Source organism: Streptomyces chromofuscus (assembly GCF_015160875.1).
GTDB lineage: Bacteria > Actinomycetota > Actinomycetes > Streptomycetales > Streptomycetaceae > Streptomyces > Streptomyces chromofuscus.
This window is the reverse complement of record NZ_CP063374.1, coordinates 2,539,553-2,558,246: the sequence shown is the minus strand read 5'-3', so window position 1 is coordinate 2,558,246 and position 18,694 is coordinate 2,539,553. Positions and strand designations below refer to the sequence as shown.

At 72.8% G+C, this 18,694-nt stretch carries 17 protein-coding genes; 5 read left to right on the top strand and 12 right to left on the bottom strand.

Annotation, left to right across the window (positions count from 1 at the left end):
- Window positions 1-332: 332 nt before the first annotated feature.
- Window positions 333-797: a MarR family winged helix-turn-helix transcriptional regulator gene (locus IPT68_RS11520; protein WP_189696742.1), complete on the bottom strand. Its 465-nt coding sequence runs from the start codon at window positions 795-797 to the stop codon at window positions 333-335.
- A gap of 136 nt (window positions 798-933) precedes the next feature.
- Between IPT68_RS11520 and IPT68_RS11515 the strand changes: the two genes are divergently transcribed.
- Both IPT68_RS11515 and IPT68_RS11510 read left to right on the top strand, forming a co-directional pair.
- Window positions 934-1,956 carry an NADP-dependent oxidoreductase gene (locus IPT68_RS11515; RefSeq protein WP_189696743.1) on the top strand — a complete coding sequence of 341 codons (1,023 nt, stop codon included), beginning with the start codon at window positions 934-936 and terminating at the stop codon, window positions 1,954-1,956.
- Window positions 1,957-2,050: 94 nt separating this feature from the next.
- Window positions 2,051-2,470 (top strand): organic hydroperoxide resistance protein, encoded by a 420-nt coding sequence (locus IPT68_RS11510; protein WP_189696744.1) that lies wholly within the window; start codon window positions 2,051-2,053, stop codon window positions 2,468-2,470.
- 64 nt (window positions 2,471-2,534) lie between these two features.
- Here IPT68_RS11510 and IPT68_RS11505 read toward each other — a convergent pair whose 3' ends face one another.
- Window positions 2,535-3,686, bottom strand: coding sequence for a serine hydrolase domain-containing protein (locus IPT68_RS11505; RefSeq protein ID WP_189696745.1), 1,152 nt, complete (start codon window positions 3,684-3,686; stop codon window positions 2,535-2,537).
- Between the two features lie 73 nt (window positions 3,687-3,759).
- The gene (locus IPT68_RS11500; protein WP_189696746.1) at window positions 3,760-6,324 is read right to left on the bottom strand and encodes a M14 family zinc carboxypeptidase; all 2,565 of its coding nucleotides are present in this window, start codon (window positions 6,322-6,324) and stop codon (window positions 3,760-3,762) included.
- Between the two features lie 239 nt (window positions 6,325-6,563).
- Between IPT68_RS11500 and IPT68_RS11495 the strand changes: the two genes are divergently transcribed.
- A complete protein-coding gene (locus IPT68_RS11495) occupies window positions 6,564-7,358 on the top strand; it encodes an EI24 domain-containing protein (RefSeq protein ID WP_189696747.1) in 795 nt (264 codons plus the stop codon).
- Between the two features lie 110 nt (window positions 7,359-7,468).
- Here the strand turns inward: IPT68_RS11495 and IPT68_RS11490 are convergent, their stop codons facing one another.
- The 3 genes from IPT68_RS11490 to IPT68_RS11480 form a co-directional block, all read right to left on the bottom strand.
- Window positions 7,469-8,677, bottom strand: a complete 1,209-nt coding sequence (locus IPT68_RS11490) for a pyroglutamyl peptidase (RefSeq protein WP_228040378.1) — start codon at window positions 8,675-8,677, stop codon at window positions 7,469-7,471.
- A 155-nt stretch (window positions 8,678-8,832) separates the two neighbouring features.
- The gene (locus IPT68_RS11485; RefSeq protein ID WP_189696749.1) at window positions 8,833-9,096 is read right to left on the bottom strand and encodes a hypothetical protein; all 264 of its coding nucleotides are present in this window, start codon (window positions 9,094-9,096) and stop codon (window positions 8,833-8,835) included.
- Between the two features lie 58 nt (window positions 9,097-9,154).
- Window positions 9,155-9,730, bottom strand: a complete 576-nt coding sequence (locus IPT68_RS11480) for a TetR/AcrR family transcriptional regulator (RefSeq protein ID WP_189696750.1) — start codon at window positions 9,728-9,730, stop codon at window positions 9,155-9,157.
- A gap of 101 nt (window positions 9,731-9,831) precedes the next feature.
- Here IPT68_RS11480 and IPT68_RS11475 point away from each other — a divergent pair, with 101 nt between their 5' ends.
- On the top strand, window positions 9,832-12,270 hold the full coding sequence (locus tag IPT68_RS11475; protein ID WP_189696751.1) for a glycoside hydrolase family 3 protein: 2,439 nt from the start codon (window positions 9,832-9,834) through the stop codon (window positions 12,268-12,270).
- Window positions 12,271-12,351: 81 nt separating this feature from the next.
- Here IPT68_RS11475 and IPT68_RS11470 read toward each other — a convergent pair whose 3' ends face one another.
- A complete protein-coding gene (locus tag IPT68_RS11470; protein WP_189696752.1) occupies window positions 12,352-13,320 on the bottom strand; it encodes an aldose epimerase family protein in 969 nt (322 codons plus the stop codon).
- 10 nt (window positions 13,321-13,330) lie between these two features.
- Window positions 13,331-14,218, bottom strand: coding sequence for an SGNH/GDSL hydrolase family protein (locus tag IPT68_RS11465; protein ID WP_189696753.1), 888 nt, complete (start codon window positions 14,216-14,218; stop codon window positions 13,331-13,333).
- A gap of 248 nt (window positions 14,219-14,466) precedes the next feature.
- Here IPT68_RS11465 and IPT68_RS11460 point away from each other — a divergent pair, with 248 nt between their 5' ends.
- A complete protein-coding gene (locus tag IPT68_RS11460; protein WP_189696754.1) occupies window positions 14,467-14,961 on the top strand; it encodes a DUF3145 domain-containing protein in 495 nt (164 codons plus the stop codon).
- An 87-nt stretch (window positions 14,962-15,048) separates the two neighbouring features.
- Here the strand turns inward: IPT68_RS11460 and fabF are convergent, their stop codons facing one another.
- The 4 genes from fabF to IPT68_RS11440 all read right to left on the bottom strand — a co-directional run bounded on the left by fabF (window position 15,049) and on the right by IPT68_RS11440 (window position 18,681).
- On the bottom strand, window positions 15,049-16,320 hold the full coding sequence (gene fabF, locus IPT68_RS11455; protein WP_189696755.1) for a beta-ketoacyl-ACP synthase II: 1,272 nt from the start codon (window positions 16,318-16,320) through the stop codon (window positions 15,049-15,051).
- A gap of 83 nt (window positions 16,321-16,403) precedes the next feature.
- The gene (locus IPT68_RS11450; protein WP_141312265.1) at window positions 16,404-16,652 is read right to left on the bottom strand and encodes an acyl carrier protein; all 249 of its coding nucleotides are present in this window, start codon (window positions 16,650-16,652) and stop codon (window positions 16,404-16,406) included.
- 81 nt (window positions 16,653-16,733) lie between these two features.
- The gene (locus IPT68_RS11445) at window positions 16,734-17,735 is read right to left on the bottom strand and encodes a ketoacyl-ACP synthase III (protein ID WP_189696756.1); all 1,002 of its coding nucleotides are present in this window, start codon (window positions 17,733-17,735) and stop codon (window positions 16,734-16,736) included.
- A gap of 34 nt (window positions 17,736-17,769) precedes the next feature.
- Window positions 17,770-18,681, bottom strand: coding sequence for an ACP S-malonyltransferase (locus IPT68_RS11440; RefSeq protein WP_189696757.1), 912 nt, complete (start codon window positions 18,679-18,681; stop codon window positions 17,770-17,772).
- Window positions 18,682-18,694: the final 13 nt, after the last annotated feature.

Below are 18,694 nucleotides of genomic sequence, written 5' to 3'. Positions count from 1 at the left end.
CGGCTCACTGCGCGCGGGGCGCCCGGAGGGGGGCGCGGCTCACTGCGCGCGGGGCGCCCGGAGGGGGCGCGGCTCATTGCGCGCGGGGCGCCCGGAGGGGGGTCGCGGATGAACGGTGCGGGCGGGCCGGGCGGCCGGTCAGGGCCTGTCGTTCGGCCCGCCTCGGTGTGGAGGGGCGGTCACGGCCCGTCGTTCGGCTCGACCCGGTGTGGAGGGGCGGTCACGGCCCGTCGTTCGGCTCGACCCGGTGTGGAGGGGCGGTCACGGCCCGTCGTTCGGCTCGACCCGGTGTGGAGGGGCGGTCAGGGAGTGTCCTCCGGCTCGTAACGGCGTCACCGCGGTCCCTGGTCCTCCGCGTCGCCCTCCACGTCCACCATCCGCCGCAACAGGTCCCGCAGCGTCAGTCGTTCCCGCTCGCTCAGCCCCGCCAGCGGCTCCCGGGCGAAGCGCAGGGACTCGCGCAGGCTGCGGGCCACCCGGCGGCCCTCGTCCGTCGCCGCCGCCAGCTTCACCCGCCGGTCGGCCGGGTCCGGGCGGCGCTCGGCCAGGCCCCGGGACTCCAGGCGGTCGACGATGCCCGTGACGTTCGACGGCTCGCACTTGAGCTTGTGGGCCAGCTTGCGCATGGGGAGCGGCTCGAGGGAGAGCAGGCTGAGCAGCCTCGCCTGGGCGCCGGTCAGCGCGTGTTCCGCCGCCGCCTCCTCGTACTCCTCGTGGTAGCGGGCCACGACCGAGCCGATCAGGTCGACGACCTCCAGGGTCAGCGCGTCAGGGCGGGTGGTACGGGGTGTGGCCATGCTCTCCAGGGTACCCCGTTACTTGACAGCATGAAATGTTCAAGCGCATCGTTGTTTCAGGTGCTGAAGTATCTGCCCGCATCCTGCCCGGCGCGATCCGCGTCCCGCCCGGCCCGAGAACGAGGAAAGGCGCCCCATGACCGACACCCCCGCCCTGCCCGACGTCCACCGCGAATGGCACCTCCTCAGCCGCCCCGTCGGCTGGCCCGAGCCCGAGAACTTCGCCTTGGTCGAGGCCCCGGTGCCGACGCCCGGCGAGGGTCAGGTGCTGGTGCGGAACCGGTACGTCTCCGTCGACCCCTACATGCGCGGGCGCATGAGCGCCGCCAAGTCCTACGTCGCTCCTTACGAGCTGGGCAAGGTCATGCAGGGCGGCGCCGTCGGCGAGGTCGTCGCCTCCCACGCCGAGGGCCTGTCGGTGGGCGACCACGTCCTGCACTTCTTCGGCTGGCGCGAGTACGCCGCCGTCGACGCCGCGAATGCCGTGAAGGTCGACCCGCAGGCCGCGCCCCTGTCGACGTACCTCGGCGTCCTGGGCATGACCGGGCTCACCGCCTACGCCGGCCTGCTGCGCACCGCCGCCTTCAAGGAGGGCGACGCGGTGTTCGTCTCCGGGGCCGCCGGCGCCGTCGGCAGTCAGGTGGGGCAGATCGCGAAGCTCAAGGGCGCCTCCCGGGTCGTCGGCTCCGCCGGGTCGGACGAGAAGGTCCGGCTGCTCGTCGAGGAGTACGGCTTCGACGCCGCCTTCAACTACAAGGCCGGGCCGGTGAGCGAACAGCTGCGCACCGCCGCGCCGGACGGGATCGACGTCTACTTCGACAACGTCGGGGGCGACCACCTGGAGGCGGCCATCGGCTCCCTCAACCGGGGCGGCCGCATCGCCGTGTGCGGCATGATCTCCGTCTACAACAACACCGAGCCCGCGCCCGGCCCGAGGAACCTCGCCCGCCTCATCCAGACCCGCGGCCGCATCGAGGGCTTCCTGGTCGGCGACCACTACGACCTCCAGCCGCAGTTCGTCCAGGAGGTCGGTCCCTGGGTCGCCTCGGGCGCCCTGAAGTACGGCGAGACCGTCGTCGAGGGCATCGAGAACAACCTGGAGGCCTTCCTCGGCGTCCTGCGCGGCGACAACACCGGCAAGATGCTCGTCAAGCTGTAACCTTCCACGGTTTTCCGCCACACGGTAACTTCTTTCCGAAAGCCGCCGTCGATCGTGGGCGCGAGTCGTGGCGGACCGAGGAGGAGACAACCGCATGCCCATCCAGCAGTCCGACGTCCTCTACACCGCCGTCGCCACCGCCGAGAACGGCCGTGACGGCCGGGTCGCCACCGACGACGGCAAGCTCGACGTCGTCGTCAACCCGCCGAAGGAGATGGGCGGCAGCGGCGCCGGCACCAACCCGGAGCAGCTGTTCGCCGCCGCTTACAGCGCCTGCTTCCAGGGCGCCCTGGGCGTCGTCGCCCGGCAGCAGAACGCCGACGTCTCCGGCTCGACCGTCACCGCGAAGGTCGGCATCGGCAGGAACGACGACGGCTTCGGCATCGTCGTCGAGATCTCGGCGGACATACCGGGCGTCGACGAGGCCACCGCCAAGGCGCTCGTCGAGAAGGCCCACCAGGTCTGCCCCTACTCGAAGGCGACCCGCGGCAACATCACCGTGACGCTCGTCTGACGGCACTCGTTGCGTACGACGAAGGCCGCACCCCTGGACGTGGGGTGCGGCCTTCGCCCGTGCGTCAGGCCAGAGCGGCCCGGTGCACCGCCCGCACGAACCGCTCGTTCTCCGGCGCCGCCCCGCCCGGGAACGCGCAGCGCCGCCGCGTGTACCCGTACGCCAGCCCGCTGCGCGGATCCGCGAAGGCCTGCGCGCCGCCCGCTCCGCTGTGCCCGAAGGCGCCCGCGCCCAGGAACGGATACCAGTTCTCGGCCGTCGCCTGGAAGCCGAGCCCGTACACCTTGTGCGCCCGGGCCACCAGGTCGTACCCCACGGAGTGGATCTGACCGACCTCGGCGACCGTGTCCGGCTTCAGCAGCGGCGGCCGGCCGGCCACCTCGCTGATCGCCGCCGCGTACATCCCGGCGAGCCCGCGCGCGGCGGCCACGCCGCCCGCCGAGGCCGGGCCCTTGGCGCGGACCAGGCGGGAGTTGGCGTGGTCCACCAGCTCGCCCGCCCCGCCCACGTGCGCGTTGAACGCGATCGAAGTGAGCGTGTGCGGTCCCGTCGGCCGGGCGTCCAGGCCCGCCTGCTGCTCGGGCGTCGGCAGCATCGGCTGCACGGACCGGAAGCGGACCTCCTCGGCGTCGGGCAGCCCGAGGTAGAAGTCCAGCCCGTAGGGGGCGCGCACCCGCTCCTCGTACACCTCCTGGAGGGTCCGGCCCGTGGCCCGCCGCACCACCTCACCGGCGAGCGCGCCGAGCACCAGTGCGTGATAGCCGAACGCCGAGCCGGGCCGCCAGAACGGCCGCTGGTCCGCGAGCCGTTCGGAGATCACCCGGTCGTCCGCCAGCTCCTCCTCGGTGAACCCGGAGTCGAGCCCGATCAGCCCCGCCCGGTGCGTGAGCAGCTCGCGCAGGGTCAGCGCGCCCTTGCCCTCGGCGGCGAACTCCGGCCAGTAGTACGTCACCTTGCGGTCCAGTTCGAGCGTGCCGTCCTGGACGAGGAGCGCGACGACGAGGTGGGCGGCGCCCTTGGTGGACGAGAAGACGCCGTACAGCGACCCGGCCGAGACGCCGTCCGGACCCGCCCACAGGTCGACGACCCGCCGCCCCCGCACGTAGGCGCACACCTGTCCCTCGTAGTCCGCCCGCTCCCGCGCCACGAACGCGGCGAACTCCGTGCGCACCTCCTCGTAGCCGTCGGCGACGGTGCCGTGGACTTCCTGCGTCATCCGATCTCCTCTGCCTCCTCGGCCGTCCGCTGTTCGCGTGAGTGCCGTGCTCCAGCCGTGGTACGGCCGTGGTCTACCTGGGCGCCAAGGTGAACAATGCCCGCCCCACCTGAGCGAATACCCCCTTGGGGTGATCACGGAAGAGTGGTTCCGTGCCGAAGAGCACCGCGTGCGGGCCGCTGACCACCGACGCCCGCCCGGCCGCGGCGGCGGGCCCGCCGGTGCCGTCCGGCAGCGCCCGCCAGTGCCCGGACACCAGCGGATCGCCGACGGCGTACGACTGCTCCACCCGCACCCCGCGCCCGAGGTCCGTGAACCACAGGGGCGCGTACACGAAGGAGTGCTCCGGCGCGCCGGCGGTGATCCCGCCGCCCGCGTTCACCACCCGCACCACCCCGTTGGCGTCCCCGTTGCCCTCGACGGGCTTGACCGGCAGCAGCCCGGCGTCGGCGTTGAGCGCCGCCCCGGCCGCCCCGCGCCCCACCAGCCCGTGACCGTCGAGGAAGTCGTCGAGTGCCCTGCGCGCGGCCGGGTTCAGGTCGTCGTACGCCAGCCCCGCCGACACGAACAGCACCTCCACCCCCGACCAGTCGAAGCCGGCGTTCAGCACCGCGGTGGACACCGGCGTCACCTCGAAGCCCATCTCCCGCAGCGCGAACAGCTCACCCGACGTGACGGCGGCGGCCACCCGCACCCGTGTCAGCGGGGTGCCGCCGGTCGGCCGGGCGGCGTCGAAGGCGACGTCGTACGTCCGGGCCGCGGCCGTCGCCTGCCGCCGCGCCGAACCCGGCACGAGCGCGCTGCCGTCGGCCGCCTGCCGGACCGGTACGCCCTGGGCGAGCAGGGAGTTGACGGCCGCCACCTCGCGCGGGTCGTCCAGGCGCAGCCGGAGGTCGCCGCTCGGGGCCACGTGGGCCACGGGCGCGGCCTCGCGCACCGGGCTCAGCGGGACGGGAGACAGCTGACGCACCGGCTCGACCGTGGCGCCCCAGAGCCGGCCGAGGCTCCAGCCGGAGATGTCGTACATCACCGACACCTTGTCGCTGATGTCCCGCCCGTCGGCCAGCAGTACGTTCGCGAGCCCGCGCTTGGGCTGGCGCATGTCGACGACGTACGAGCCCTTGGCGTACCACCGGCCCGAGAGCCGGACGTCGTGGACCGCCCGGCCGACGCGGACGTCGTTGGCGAGCAGGTGGTCGACCAGGCGGGCGGCGGCGGTGGGGGAGCGCTGGGCGCCGCCCGCCGGAATGACGTACGCGCGCGGGAAGGTGGTCGTGTAGACGTCCTCGGGGCCGATGCCGGGCACGCCGGGGACGGTCTCCTCGGCCACCGGCACCTGCGCCTCCCCGGCGGCGCCGCGCCGGAAGACCTCGATCTGGTCGGCGACCAGTGACCGGCGCTCGGTGCGCACGTAGTCCAGGGTCGCCTCGATCGCGGCGCCCGCGACGGCCACGTTGATCGCGGCCCGGCGGCGCAGTTCGCCCTCCGGCAGGGTGTCGTAGGCGCTGTTGTTCACCCGGAGCGGGATCTCGACGGTGTGCGCGGCGACCGCGCCGTGGAAGGCGGCGTACTGCGGAGTGAAGATGGGCGGCCAGTCGTCCCAGCCCTCCTCCTGGTCCCGGAACGGGATCTGCGCGGGCTCGACGCCGTCCTTTCCGGGCGTGTGTCCGAGGCCGTTGACGGCGGCCTCCATACGGAGGGCGTTGGCGTAGGTGTGCTTCAGGAAGAGGTCGTACTCGTAGTTCTCGCCGTGCGGCGGGGTGGTGGGCTCGATGAGCGTGCCGTTGACGTAGCCGTGCAGGTCGAGCAGGACGGCCGGCTGCTTGTCGACCACGATCTGCCGCATCGCCCGCGCCTCGGGCTGGGAGGCGGTGACGAAGTCCCGGTTGAGGTCGAACCCGCTCGCGTTCGCCCGGGTCCCGGCGATACGGCCGTCCGGGTTGGCGGTGATGTTGAAGTACAGGCGGCTGTGCGCGAGCAGGTCCCTGGTGCGGGCGTCGTTCGCGGTGGCGAGGCGCTCGATGAGCTTCAGGGAGGCGTCGGTGCCCTCCCACTCGTTGCCGTGGATGTTGCTGTTGACGAACACGGGCGTCTTGTAGGCGGCCTTGACCCGCGGGTCCCGCGCGGCCACCGCGGGCGCGTTCTCCACCAGTTCGCGCATCCGGGCCTGCTCGCCGGCCTGACGGGCCGTCTCCGGGGCGGTGACGGTGACGAGATGGAGCCGGTGGCCGCCGGCCGAGTGACCCGCGACCTCGACGCTCACCCGGTCGCCGAGGCGTTGCAGGGCGTTCAGCTTCGGCGCGATGGCGTGGTACGGGGTGAGGCCCAGCTTCAGGGACTTGTCGGCCGGGTTCACGGGGTCCTCGGCGAGGTGCTGCTCGCGCGGGTAACCGCGGGAGGCGTCCGCGAGTTCGGCGGCGGGCGCGGTGAGCGCCCGGCGGGTGGTGCTCGCCGGGGACCGGGCGGGGCGGTGGTCGAGAGCGGGGCCCTCCGCCTCGGCCCGGGTGACGGGGCCGGGGTCCGTGCCCGCCCGGGCGGGGGCGGCCGGCAGGAGAGAGGCGGCCGTGGTGAGGCCGAGGGTGAGGGTGAGGGCGGCCGTCAGGACGGGTCTCGCAGAGGTCGTTCTCGTGGAGCGCACGCGTACCTCCTCCGGGTTCCTGAGATCGGTACGGCGAGGTGTACCTGTTCGACTCAACCGCAACAAGGGGGCCTTGGTGTCGCCGATGACCGCCGATGCCCCGTATGGCGCACGGCGGGGCCGGGGCCTGTGGTGCGGATCGCGTCGCCGGCGTGATCCACGCGACGGGGCCCTGGGGGCCGTACGGGCCGTTACATCGGCGTGACCGCTCGCGGAGGACGCCCCGATAGGGTTCCCCCATGCGCGATCTCGGGGTGGGTTTCAGCTATCTCCTGAAGGGCCAGCGCTGGGTGGCCCGGCACGGCAAGCAGTACGGCTTCGGGCTGCTCCCGGGCCTGATCACCCTCGTTCTCTACGCCGGCGCCCTGGTGGCGCTGGCGGTGTGGGGCGAGGACTTCGTCGCCTGGTCGACCCCCTTCGCCGACGACTGGTCGGGCCCCTGGCTCGGCCTGTTCCGCGGCTTCCTCACGGCCGTCCTGTTCGCCCTGGCGCTGCTCCTGGCCGTCCTCACCTTCACGGCGGTGACGCTGCTGATCGGCCAGCCCTTCTACGAGGCCCTGTCCGAGTCGGTCGACCGTGACGTCTCCCCGGACGGCACGGCGCCCGTCTCCGATCTGCCTCTCCATCAGGAGCTGTGGATCTCGGCCCGCGACAGCCTGCGGATCCTGGCCCGCGCCGCCGTGTGGGGCGTCCTGCTCTTCGCCCTCGGCTTCGTCCCGGTGGTCGGCCAGACGGTCGTGCCGGTGCTCGGCTTCTTCGTCACCGGGTTCTTCCTCACTCAGGAGCTCACCTCCGTCGCGCTGCAGCGCCGGGGCGTGGAACTCCGTGAGCGGCTCCCCCTGCTGCGCTCCCGCAGGACGCTGATCTGGGGCTTCGGCACCCCCCTCGCCCTCGCCTTCCTCGTCCCCTTCGTCGCCGTCCTCCTGATGCCGGGAGCGGTCGCCGGCGCCACGCTGCTGGCCCGTGAACTGCGCGGCGAGGAAAGCGTCCTGGACGCCGGGGACGACGCCGGGGAGCGGAAGATCACCCGATGACCGGGACACCCGCCGTCACCGTCATCACCGTCCTGGCGTGACCGCCCCGGCGTCACGTACACGATGCCCCGTTCCCGTCCCCGTCGGCGACGCCCCGGGCGCCCCGGGCGTCAGTCTCCCGTTCGCTGCCTCGCGCCGGCCTCCGCGGCGACCGTGAGGATGGCCCGCACCTGCGCGATGATGTCCAGCCGGTTGCGGACGAACTCCGGGTCGGTGACCTCGGTGGTGTTGCCCGCGCCGAACTGGAGGACGGGCGTGTGCACATGCCCGCCGGGCAGGGTGTCGTGCAGTCCCAGCCGGTCGCGCAGCAGCGTCGCCCGGTAGGCGATCTCGTTGGAGAGGTAGTCCCCGCCGCCCCCGGCGCGTGCCGTCGACCCGGGCGTCGGCCCGTCCGGCCGGACGACGGCCTGGGTGCCGCCCGCCGGGATCTCCGTGACGGTGGTGTTGTCGTACACCGGGAAGCGGCCGGTCCCGGCGGCCACGATCCGCTCGTACGGCAGCGTCGTCGACGTCCACTGCGGCTGCGACGCCGGGTCGGCGACCGGGATGGTCTCCGTCCGGCCGACGTTCTCGTTGTCCGCGAAGCCGCCCCGCCAGGCCCCGTTGGTCCGCTCGACGTCGAACCGCCCGACCCGGCCCTGGCTGACGGTCGCGAAGAGGTCGACCCGCGGCAGGTACGGCCGCAGCGTCCGCTCCACCGTCCCGTCCGCGAAGTCCCGCCACCGCACCGGGAACACGGCGGTCTCCACCCGCGCCGGCCCGTCCGCCGTCCGGATCACCGTGCCGTCGAGCGCGAGCGCGGTGGCGCCGGAGGGGTTGGAGATCCGCACGTCCCGGTCCAGGGTGAACGGGTCGAACCCGGTGACCAGGATCCGCTTCACGCCCGAGCCGCGGCCCGGGTGGCGGATGTCGTCCTGCCCGCGCGAGGTCCGCTCCAGCGCGTCCAGCAGAGCGGCCCGGCCGCGTTCGTCGAGCCCGAACTGCGGTTGCCAGGAACGCAGTTCACGTGTCATTCCCAACCGCGCCCAGTACAGGGGACGGTCGTCGTCCCGGCTGAGGTCCCCCTCGACGGGCGCCCGCCCCTGCGCCCGGTCCACCGCCCGCCGCCACAGCGCCGAGCCCTGCCGTACGACGATCCTGTGCGCCTGCGCGTAGGAGCGGGCCGCGCCCAGCACCTCGGCGAACTCCGGTGCCACCGCGTCGAATCCGGACCGCCGCAGGATCTCCTGCGGCACGGCCCGCTCCAGCCGTTGTTCCTCGACGGTGACCACGGGTTCCGCCGACGCGGTGGCGGTGGCGGGGGCGGCGAGCCCGGCCATGAGGACGAGCCCGAGTGCACCGGTGCCAACACGTAGAGCTTTCACAGGAGTTGGGTCCTTCCGTCGCAGTGGGGAGCGGGAACGGCCGCAGTATCCCGTGACGGAAGTGGGCCGCGCCATGGTGTGTGACCCGGGGGATGCCAGGGCTGCGGGTTTCAGCCGAGCATCAACGCGAGGAGCGCGAGCAGCGGAACCGCCTGGAAGGCCGCGGCCCGCCGCAGTCCGGCCCACCACAGCACGACGCCGATCAGCGCCACCCCGCCGCAGGCCGCGCCGAGTTCCGCCATCGGCGGCCGGTACGGCTCCGGGCCGAAGCCCGCCGCCCACGCCGTCATGCCGGCCGCCAGCCACCCGTACCCGACCAGCAGGGTGTTGAGGGGCAGCAGCCCGAGCACCGCGAGCGTGTTCCTCCACCTCATACGGGCATGGTCGCGCGCGGGCCGGGCGAGCACCTGAGTACCCGTACTCAGACGGGGGTCAGTTCTCGCCCAGCAGCGTCAGGAAGTCCCGGAAGGCACCCGGCATGTCCACCGACTCGGGGTCCAGCAGCCACTGGTACTGCAGCCCGTCCATCACCGCCACCAGCAGGGGCGCGGTGCGTTCCGGTGTGAGGCCGTTCGGGAGGCGGTCGCCGTACTCGGTGCGCAGGACGGCCGCCATGCTGTCGCGGACCCGCCGGTAGCGCTCGGTGAAGTAGTCCCGCGCCGGATGCCCCTCCGTGACGCTCTCGCCGAGCAGCGCGGAGAAGGTCTGGACGACGCCGGGACGCATCGCGTTGTACTCGACCAGCGCCGTGAGCAGGTCGACCCGCCACCGGGTGTCCGGCATCGCGTCCCACTGGTCCCGTTCCTTGAGCACGGCGACCAGCAGCGCGTCCTTGGTCGGGAAGTAGTGCAGCAGCCCCTGCTGGGTCAGCCCCACCCGCTCGGCCACCGCGGCCAGGCTCGCGCCCCGGTACCCGCGCTCGGCGATCACCTCCAGGGCGGCCCGGACTATCTCGGCCCGCCGCTCCTCGCTCCTGACCCGCCCGCTCATGGCGTCACCGTACGGCATCCGCCCACCAGCGGATAACGGAGAGATAACGAAACCTACCGGTCGCCAGGTGGCCGATGCACGATGGGGACACCGTACGGACGTCGACGAGGAGACACCCCATGGCGGGATCCCCGCGCACCACCCCGGCCGACCGGGTTCGCGAGGCGGCCGTCGAGGCCGCCCTGCGCACGCTGGACCTGGACGCCAAGACCCGCCTCCTGGCCGGCCAGGACACCTGGACCCTGCCCGCCCTCCCCGAGATCGGCCTCGGCTCCCTGGTCATGTCCGACGGCCCGATCGGCGTACGCGGCGTGCGCTGGACCGCCGAGGACCCCTCCGTCGCCCTGCCCTCGCCCACCGCCCTCGCCGCGACCTGGGACCCCGCCCTGGCCCGCCGCGCCGGCGTCCTGCTCGCCCAGGAGGCCCGCCGCAAGGGCGTCCACGTACTGCTCGCGCCCACGGTCAACCTGCACCGCTCCCCGCTCGGCGGCCGCCACTTCGAGGCCTACAGCGAGGACCCCTGCCTCACCGGCCGGATCGGCGCGGGGTACGTCCAGGGCGTGCAGTCCGGCGGCGTCGCCACCACCGTCAAGCACTTCGTCGCCAACGACGCGGAGACCGACCGCTTCACGGTCAACAACCTGATCTCCGAACGGGCGCTGCGCGAGCTCTACCTCGCCCCCTTCGAGGCGATCGTCGAGAACGCCCGCCCCTGGGGCGTCATGACCGCCTACAACTCGGTCAACGGCACGACGATGACCGAGCACCACCACCTCGTGAACGAGATCCTGCGCGGCCAGTGGGGCTTCGACGGCGTCAACGTCTCCGACTGGACCGCGGCCCGCTCCACCACCGGCGCCATCGAGGGCGGTCTCGACGTGGCGATGCCCGGCCCGCGGACCGTCTACGGCGAGGCCCTCGCGCAGGCCGTACGGGACGGCAGGACCGACGAGGCCAGGGTCGACGACGCCGTGCGCAACGTCCTGCGCCTCGCCGCCCGCGTCGGCGTCCTGGACGGCGCCGAGCCGGCCGTCACCGAGCTCCCCGCGCCGGTCGACGGCGCGGCCCTGGCCCGCGAGATCGCCCGCCGCTCCTTCGTCCTGGTCCGCAACGAGGGCGCGCTGCCGCTGCGGCCGGGCACGGTCGCCCTCGTCGGCGCCGCCGCCCGCGACGCCCGTGTCCTCGGCGGCGGCTCGGCCACCGTCTTCCCCGACCGCGTCGTCTCCCCGCTCGACGGCCTCACCGCCGCCCTCCCCGAGGGCTCCGTCACCTACGCCGTCGGCGCCGACCCCACCACCGAACCGGGCGTCGCCGACCGGGGCTTCGTCCTGCGCGCGGTCTGCCGCGACGCGGACGGCGCGATCATCGGCACGGCCTCCGTCCCGAACGGCCAGATCCAGTGGCTGGGCGACGACCTGCCCGACGGCGTCGATCACGACCGCCTGCACACCGTCGAACTGACCGGCACCTTCACCCCCCGCGACACCGGCCCGCACACCTTCGGCATCAAGGGCACGGGTGCCTTCACCCTCACCGTCGACGGCACCACGTACTACGACGACGTCCAGCGCCCCGCCAAGGACGACCCCTTCGCGTCCTTCCTCGGCGCCCCCGTGCCCCGCGCCCGGGCCGCACTCACCGCGGGTGAGCCGGTCGAGGTCTCCCTGACCCACGTCGTCGACCTCCCCGAGGACGTCCCGCTGCGGGTCGTCGGCTTCGCGCTCGCCCACCAGGGACCGCAGCGTGACCCCGACGAGCTGATCGCCGAGGCCGTCGAGGCGGCCCGCGCCGCCGACACGGCCGTCGTCGTGGTCGCCACCACCGAACGCGTCGAGTCCGAGGGTTTCGACCGCACCGACCTGCGCCTGCCCGGCCGCCAGGACGACCTGGTGCGCGCCGTCGCCGCCGCCAACCCGAACACGGTCGTGGTCGTCAACGCCGGCTCCCCGGTGGAGCTGCCCTGGCGCGAGGAGGTCGCGGCGGTACTGCTGACCTGGTTCCCCGGCCAGGAGGGCGGCGCCGCCCTCGCCGACGTGCTGACGGGGACGCACGAGCCGGGCGGCCGCCTGCCGACCACCTGGGGCCCGCTGGCGGACGCCCCGGTCACCCAGGTCGTCCCCGCCGACGGCGAACTGGCCTACCGCGAGGGCGTCTTCATCGGCTACCGCGCCTGGGAGAAGGAGGGCAGAAGGCCGACGTACCCCTTCGGCCACGGCCTCGGCTACACCGACTGGTCCTACGAGTCCGTCGAGACGGACGGGACGACGGTGAAGGTGCGCGTCCGCAACACCGGCGGGCGCCCCGGCCGCGAGGTCGTGCAGCTCTACGTCGCCCCGGCCGAGCCGGACCCGGAGCGCCCGGCGCGCCGGCTGGCCGGCTTCGCGGGCGTCGAGGCGGGGCCGGGGGAGAGCGCGGAGGCCGTCGTCGAACTCCCGCGCCGGGCGTTCGAAATCTGGGACGAGATGACCAACTCGTGGTCGTTTGTGAAGGGTTCGTACGAGATTCAGGTGGGTCGCTCGATCGCCGACCGCAGGATCACGTTGACGACTACGGTCTGAACCAGGGCGATGCGTCCCACCGAGCAGCCCCGGTCCGGGACCTGACATCCGGGCCGGGGCTCAAGGGATCGCCGTGACGGCTCAGCGCGTCGAGAAGCCGTACACCGTCTCCGAGCGGAACACCTCGCCCGGCCGCAGCACGGTGCTCGGGAACTCCGGCCGGTTCGGCGAGTCGGGGAAGTGCTGCGTCTCCAGCGCGATGCCGTCCCCGGGTGCCCAGGGCCCGCTCAGGTGCTCGCCGGTGTACAACTGGAGCCCCGGCTCGGTCGTCGCCACCGTCAGCACCCGCCCGGACCCGGGGTCGGACAGCTCCGCGACCTCGACCGGCGTCGCGGTCACGCCCTTGTCGAGGACGAAGTTGTGGTCGTACCCGGAGCCGGTCTTGCGGGCCGTCCGGAAGTCGAACCGGGTGCCCTCGACGGGAGCGGTCCCGGTCGGGATCAGCACGTCGTCCACCGGCGTGTACCGCCCGGCGGCGATCCGCAGCTCGTGCCCGCCCGCGTTGCCGGAACCGCTCAGGTTCCAGTACGAGTGGTTCGTCAGGTTGACCACGGTCGGCGCGTCGGTGACCGCCTCGTACGCGATCCGCAGCGCGCCGCCCGGGTCGAGACGGTAGGTCGCCGAGACCTCCAGCCGCCCCGGGAAGCCCTCCTCGCCGTGCGGGCCGACCCGGGTGAGCCGGACGCCGTGCTCGACCGGCGTCACCTCCCAGACCCGCTTGTCGAAGCCGCGCTCACCGCCGTGCAGCGAATTCGGCCCGTCGTTGGGCGCGAGCGCGTACGTCCGCCCGTCGAGCGGGAAGCGGCCGCCCGCGATCCGGTTGGCGTACCGCCCGATCAGGGCGCCGAGGTACGGCTCCGGGTGCGTCAGATACCCGTCCAGTTCGGCGAACCCCAGCACCACGTCCTCGGTCCGGCCGTCCCGTCCCGGCACCTCGACGGACTGTACGATCCCGCCGTAGGAGAGGATCCGCACCCGGACGCCGGCGCGTTCGAGGGTCCAGCGGTGCACGGCCGTGCCGTCGGGAAGTGTGCCGAAGTGTTCGCTCATGAGCGGAACCTTAAGGCTTTTCGGCGGTGATCCTCCGAAAGGCGATCTCCGCCAGCCGTGCCTGACCGTTCTTGCTCGGATGGAACCAGTCCCACGGGCTCAACTGCGCCGTGCCGAAGCGGTAGTCGAACACCGCCCCGCCGTCGTACCGGCAGTACTCGTCCGCGCCGCAGACCTCCGCCAGTGCGGAGTTGTAGTCCATCACCCGCTGCTGCACCGTCGCGCGCCGCTGGTTGGCCGCCGCGTCCAGGGCGTCGGCGTCGCCCAGCATGGACGGGCAGATCCCCAGCTTCCACACCTGCTTGCCCAGCGGGTTCGTACGGCCCTCGGACCACAGCCGCATCAGGTTCGGAATGCTCGCCACGTACACCTGAGCCTTGGGCAGGGTCTGACGCAGCGTGCGCATCGCGTCCTTGAAGTCGGCCCGGAAGTCGTCCACCGGCGTCATCGCCGAGACCGAGGACCGGCAGGCGTCGTTCGCGCCCGTCATCACCGTCACGAGCTCCGGCCCACGCGCCGCCGCACGCTCCATCTGCGCCGGGAGGTCCGCCATCGCCGTCCCGCTCACCGCGACGTTCCAGCTGTGGGTGGTGGCCCGCGCGCCCAGCAGCCGCACGGCGAGACTGTTCACCTCGGGGCTGCTGCCGGTCGCCCAGGACACCTGCGGGCAGTCCACCAGCACCCCGCAGGCGTCGAACCCGCGGGTGATGGAGTCACCGACGGCGACGATCGAGGCGGGACTGCGGTCCCACAAGACCGCCGGACCCTCGGCCCGCTGCCGGCCCAGGCCGGCCTCGTCCGGCGCGTCGCCGCCCAGGGCGTCGCATCCGGTCAGTCCGAACACGGCCGCCGTGAGCACGGCCACCGCGGTCCGCACCCGCTGTCCGCTCTTGCGCATCGTCTGTCGGCCCCCTCGCTCTCGTCGGCCCTCTCCATACAACGCGTGAAGGTTCCCGGCCGCGCGCTGTGCAACGGGTCACGCCCGTACAAGCGTCCCCCTGGGTGAATGGCGGCGGTTTCCGGGCACTGGGACCGACGGTACGTCACACTCCTTGCGCCACCGCACGGTAGCCTCGCCATCAGTGTGGCCGACCGGCCACCGCCGCCCAGCCAGCCGCAACACGCCCGCTCTGCCCGGAGGTCCCGGTGACGACACGTGGAGTCCTGTACGTGCACTCCGCGCCGCGCGCGCTGTGCCCGCACGTCGAGTGGGCCGTCGCCGGCGTGCTCGGCACGCGCGTCAACCTCGACTGGATCCGGCAGCCGGCCGCGCCCGGCACCTGGCGGTCGGAGTTCTCCTGGCAGGGCGAGCCCGGCACGGCGTCGAAGCTGGCCTCCGCGCTGCGCGGCTGGCACCTCCTCCGCTTCGAGGTCACCGCCGAACCCTGCCCCACCGCCGAGGGCGAGCGCTACAGCTGCACCCCCGACCTCGGCATCTTCCACGCCGTCACCGGCATCCACGGCGACATCCTGATCCCCGAGGACCGCCTGCGCGCGGCCCTGGTCCGCGCCCAGCAGGGCGAGACGGACCTGGAGGCCGAGATCGCCAAGCTCCTGGGCAAGCCGTGGGACGACGAACTGGAACCGTTCAGGTACGCGGGCGAGGGAGCCCCGGTCCGCTGGCTCCACCAGGTCGTCTGACCGCTCCTGAGGCGACGACACACACCGAAACGGCGATGGCCCGAACCCCCTCAGGGGGTTCGGGCCATCGCCGTAAGGCAAACGGCATCAAACCGTCCGGAACGCCAGCACCACGTTGTGCCCACCGAAGCCGAACGAGTCGTTGAGCGCGGCGATACGGCCCTCGACGGGCAGCTTGCGCGCCTCGCCCCGCACCACGTCGGCGTTCGCCTCGGCCTCGGGGTCGAGGTTCTCGACGTTGATGGTCGGCGGAGCCACCCGGTGGTACAGCGCGAGCACGGTCGCGACCGTCTCGACACCGCCCGCACCACCCAGCAGGTGCCCGGTCATCGACTTCGTCGCGGACACCGCCATGTGGTCGGCGTCGTCGCCGAACACCTTCCGCAGCGCCTTCAGCTCGGCGATGTCACCGGCCGGCGTCGACGTAGCGTGCGCGTTGACGTGCACGATCTCCGCCGGGTCCAGGTCGGTCCGCTCCAGCAGGTTCTGCAGGGCGTGGCTGATGCCGCGTCCTGCCGGCTCCGGCTGCACGATGTCGTGGCTGTCGGCGGAGATGCCCTGCCCGACCGCCTCGGCGTACACCCGCGCCCCGCGCTTCGCGGCGTGCTCCGCGGACTCCAGGACGATGACACCGGCGCCCTCGCCGAGCACGAAGCCGTCGCGGTCGACGTCGTAGGGACGCGAGGCGCCCTGCGGGTCGTCGTTGTTCTTGGACATCGCCATCATGTTGCCGAACGCGGCGATCGGCAGCGGGTGGATCGCCGCCTCCGTGCCACCGGCGACGACGACGTCGGCGCGGCCCGAGCGGATCATCTCGATGGCGTAGCCGATGGCCTCGGCGCCCGACGCGCACGCGGAGACCGGGGTGTGCACGCCCGCCCGGGCGCCCACCGCCAGACCCACGTTCGCGGAGGGGCTGTTCGGCATCAGCATGGGCACGGTGTGCGGGGAGACGCGGCGTACGCCCTTCTCCTTGAGCACGTCGTACTGGTCGAGGAGGGTCGTGACACCGCCGATGCCGGAGGCGATGACCGCGCCGAGCCGGTCCGGGTCGATCTCGGCGCCCTCACCGGCCTTGGCGGTGAAACCGGCGTCGGCCCAGGCCTCCTGCGCGGCGATCAGCGCGAACTGCGCCGAGCGGTCGAGGCGGCGGGCCTGCGGCCGGGGGATGATCTCGGAAGGCTCCACCGCGACCGGCGCGGCGATCCTGACCGCCTGGTCGGCGGCCCACTCCTGCTCCAGGGGCTTGACGCCGGATCGTCCGGCGACCAGGCCCTCCCAGGTAGAGGCTGCGTCGCCACCCAGCGGTGTGGTTGCGCCGATACCGGTGACGACCACGGTGCGATTGGTCGGGCTCACGGGAATTCTTTCTCCAACGGATACGAGGATTCAGCGGCGCCACCGCCGGGTGGCGGGGCCGGAAGCACCCGGCCCAGGGGACCTCAGGACTGGTGCTTGAGGATGTACTCGGTCGCGTCGCCCACGGTCTTGAGGTTCTTGACGTCGTCGTCGGGGATCTTCACGTCGAAGCGCTCCTCGGCGGCGACGACGACCTCGACCATGGACAGCGAGTCGACGTCCAGGTCGTCGGTGAAGGACTTGTCCAGCTGGACGTCCTCGGTGGGGATCCCGGCGATCTCGTTCACGATCTCCGCGAGACCGGCGACGATCTCTTCCTGAGTGGCGGCCATGTCAGGCGCTCCTTCGTAGTGTTCCAGAGGGTGTGGCGGTGCTGCTTCCGGGCCGGACCGGCAAGATCCGGCACGGAGTGCCTAGGGGAGAGTAACGACCGTCGCTGCGTAGACGAGACCCGCCCCGAATCCGATGACGAGCGCGGTGTCGCCGCTCTTCGCCTCGCCGGTCGCCAGAAGCCGCTCCATCGCGAGCGGAATCGAGGCGGCCGAGGTGTTGCCGGTGGTGCGGATGTCACGGGCGACCGTGACCGACTCCGGCAGCTTGAGTGTCTTCACCATCGAGTCGATGATCCGCTCGTTGGCCTGGTGCGGGATGAAGACGTCCAGGTCGGCCGGGTCGAGTCCGGCGACGTCCAGCGCCTCCTTGGCGACCTTCGCCATCTCGAACACGGCCCAGCGGAAGACCGCCTGGCCCTCCTGCGTGATGGCGGGGAACCGCTCGACCTCGCCGGCCCGGTAGTCCGTCCACGGCACGGTCTGCTTGATGGTCTCGGACTTGTCACCCTCGGAGCCCCACACCGTGGGGCCGATCGCGGGCTCGTTCGACGGGCCGACGACGACCGCGCCGGCGCCGTCGCCGAACAGGAAGGCCGTCGCCCGGTCCTCGAGGTCCGTCAGGTCGCTCAGCCGCTCGACGCCGATGACGAGGACGTACTCGGCGCTGCCCTCGACGATCATGCCCTTGGCGAGGGTCAGGCCGTAGCCGAAGCCCGCGCAGCCGGCCGAGATGTCGAAGGCCGCGGCCTTCGCCGTGCCCAGCTTGTCGGCGATCTCGGTGGCGACGGCCGGGGTCTGCTTGAAGTGCGTGACGGTCGAGACGATCACCGCGCCGATCTGCTCGGCGGTGATCCCGGCGTCGGCGATCGCCTTGCCGGACGCCTCGATCGACATCGCGGCGACGGTCTCCTCGTCGCTCGCCCAGTGCCGGGTCTCGATGCCGGAGCGCGAACGGATCCACTCGTCCGACGAGTCGATCGTCTCGAGGATCACCTCGTTCGGCACGACCCGGGTGGGCCGGTAACCGCCCACGCCGAGGATCCGCGCGTACGGGGCGCCCTTGCTGGGCTTGATCTTCGACATGTTGCAGTCGGCTCCTTAGGGCGTCAGCAGGGCGTCAGGCGTGCTCGGCGATGAGCTCGCGGGCCGCGTCGAGGTCGTCGGGGGTCTTCAGGGCCAGCGTCTTCACGCCGGGCAGGGCGCGCTTGGCGAGCCCGGTCAGGGTGCCGCCCGGGCACACCTCCAGCAGCGCGGTCGCGCCGAGCTCCTGGAAGGTCTCCATGCACAGGTCCCAGCGGACCGGGTTGGCGACCTGGCCGACCAGCCGCTCGACGATCTCGGCGCCGGTGGTGACCGCCCGGCCGTCCTTGTTCGAGACGTAGTCGACCTTCGGGTCGGCGGGCGTCAGCTCCCGGGCCGCGGCGGCCAGTTTCTCCACCGCCGGGGCCATGTGCCGGGTGTGGAAGGCGCCGGCGACCTTCAGCGGGACGACCTTGCGCACGCCCTCGGGCTTGTACTCGTTCAGCGCGGCGAGCTGCTCCAGCGTGCCGGCGGCCACGATCTGCCCGGCGCCGTTGACGTTCGCCGGGGTCAGGCCCAGCTTCTCCAGGTGCGGCACGGTCACCTCGGGGTCGCCGCCGAGCAGCGCCGACATCCCGGTCTCGGTGATCGCGGCGGCCTCGGCCATGGCCAGACCCCGCTTGCGCACGAGGGCCAGCGCGGCGCTTTCGGTCAGGACGCCGGCGAGGGCGGCGGCGGTGATCTCACCGACGCTGTGGCCCGCCACCGCGCCCGGGGAGATGTCACCGAGTGCCGTGGCGGAGAGGATCCCGGCGGCGACGAGCAGCGGCTGCGCCACGGCCGTGTCGCGGATCTCCTCCGCGTCGGCCTTCGTGCCGTAGTGGGCGAGATCCAGTCCGATGGCGTCCGACCAGGCGGCGACGCGGTCGGCGGCACCGGGCAGTTCGAGCCAGGGAGTCAGGAAGCCGGGCGTCTGAGCGCCCTGGCCGGGAGCGACGAGTACGAGCACTCTCACACTCTCT

Excerpts from the sequence above, each read along its gene's own strand:
- IPT68_RS11495 (WP_189696747.1), top strand. The coding sequence starts at position 6,564 with ATGCGCGATCTCGGGGTGGGTTTCAGCTATCTCCTGAAGGGCCAGCGC.
- IPT68_RS11465 (WP_189696753.1), bottom strand. The coding sequence starts at position 14,218 with ATGCGCAAGAGCGGACAGCGGGTGCGGACCGCGGTGGCCGTGCTCACG.
- IPT68_RS11510 (WP_189696744.1), top strand. The coding sequence starts at position 2,051 with ATGCCCATCCAGCAGTCCGACGTCCTCTACACCGCCGTCGCCACCGCC.
- IPT68_RS11450 (WP_141312265.1), bottom strand. The coding sequence starts at position 16,652 with ATGGCCGCCACTCAGGAAGAGATCGTCGCCGGTCTCGCGGAGATCGTG.
- IPT68_RS11520 (WP_189696742.1), bottom strand. The coding sequence starts at position 797 with ATGGCCACACCCCGTACCACCCGCCCTGACGCGCTGACCCTGGAGGTC.
- IPT68_RS11475 (WP_189696751.1), top strand. The coding sequence starts at position 9,832 with ATGGCGGGATCCCCGCGCACCACCCCGGCCGACCGGGTTCGCGAGGCG.
- IPT68_RS11485 (WP_189696749.1), bottom strand. The coding sequence starts at position 9,096 with ATGAGGTGGAGGAACACGCTCGCGGTGCTCGGGCTGCTGCCCCTCAAC.
- IPT68_RS11490 (WP_228040378.1), bottom strand. The coding sequence starts at position 8,677 with ATGGCCGGGCTCGCCGCCCCCGCCACCGCCACCGCGTCGGCGGAACCC.
- IPT68_RS11480 (WP_189696750.1), bottom strand. The coding sequence starts at position 9,730 with ATGCCGTACGGTGACGCCATGAGCGGGCGGGTCAGGAGCGAGGAGCGG.
- IPT68_RS11515 (WP_189696743.1), top strand. The coding sequence starts at position 934 with ATGACCGACACCCCCGCCCTGCCCGACGTCCACCGCGAATGGCACCTC.
- IPT68_RS11505 (WP_189696745.1), bottom strand. The coding sequence starts at position 3,686 with ATGACGCAGGAAGTCCACGGCACCGTCGCCGACGGCTACGAGGAGGTG.
- IPT68_RS11470 (WP_189696752.1), bottom strand. The coding sequence starts at position 13,320 with ATGAGCGAACACTTCGGCACACTTCCCGACGGCACGGCCGTGCACCGC.
- IPT68_RS11445 (WP_189696756.1), bottom strand. The coding sequence starts at position 17,735 with ATGTCGAAGATCAAGCCCAGCAAGGGCGCCCCGTACGCGCGGATCCTC.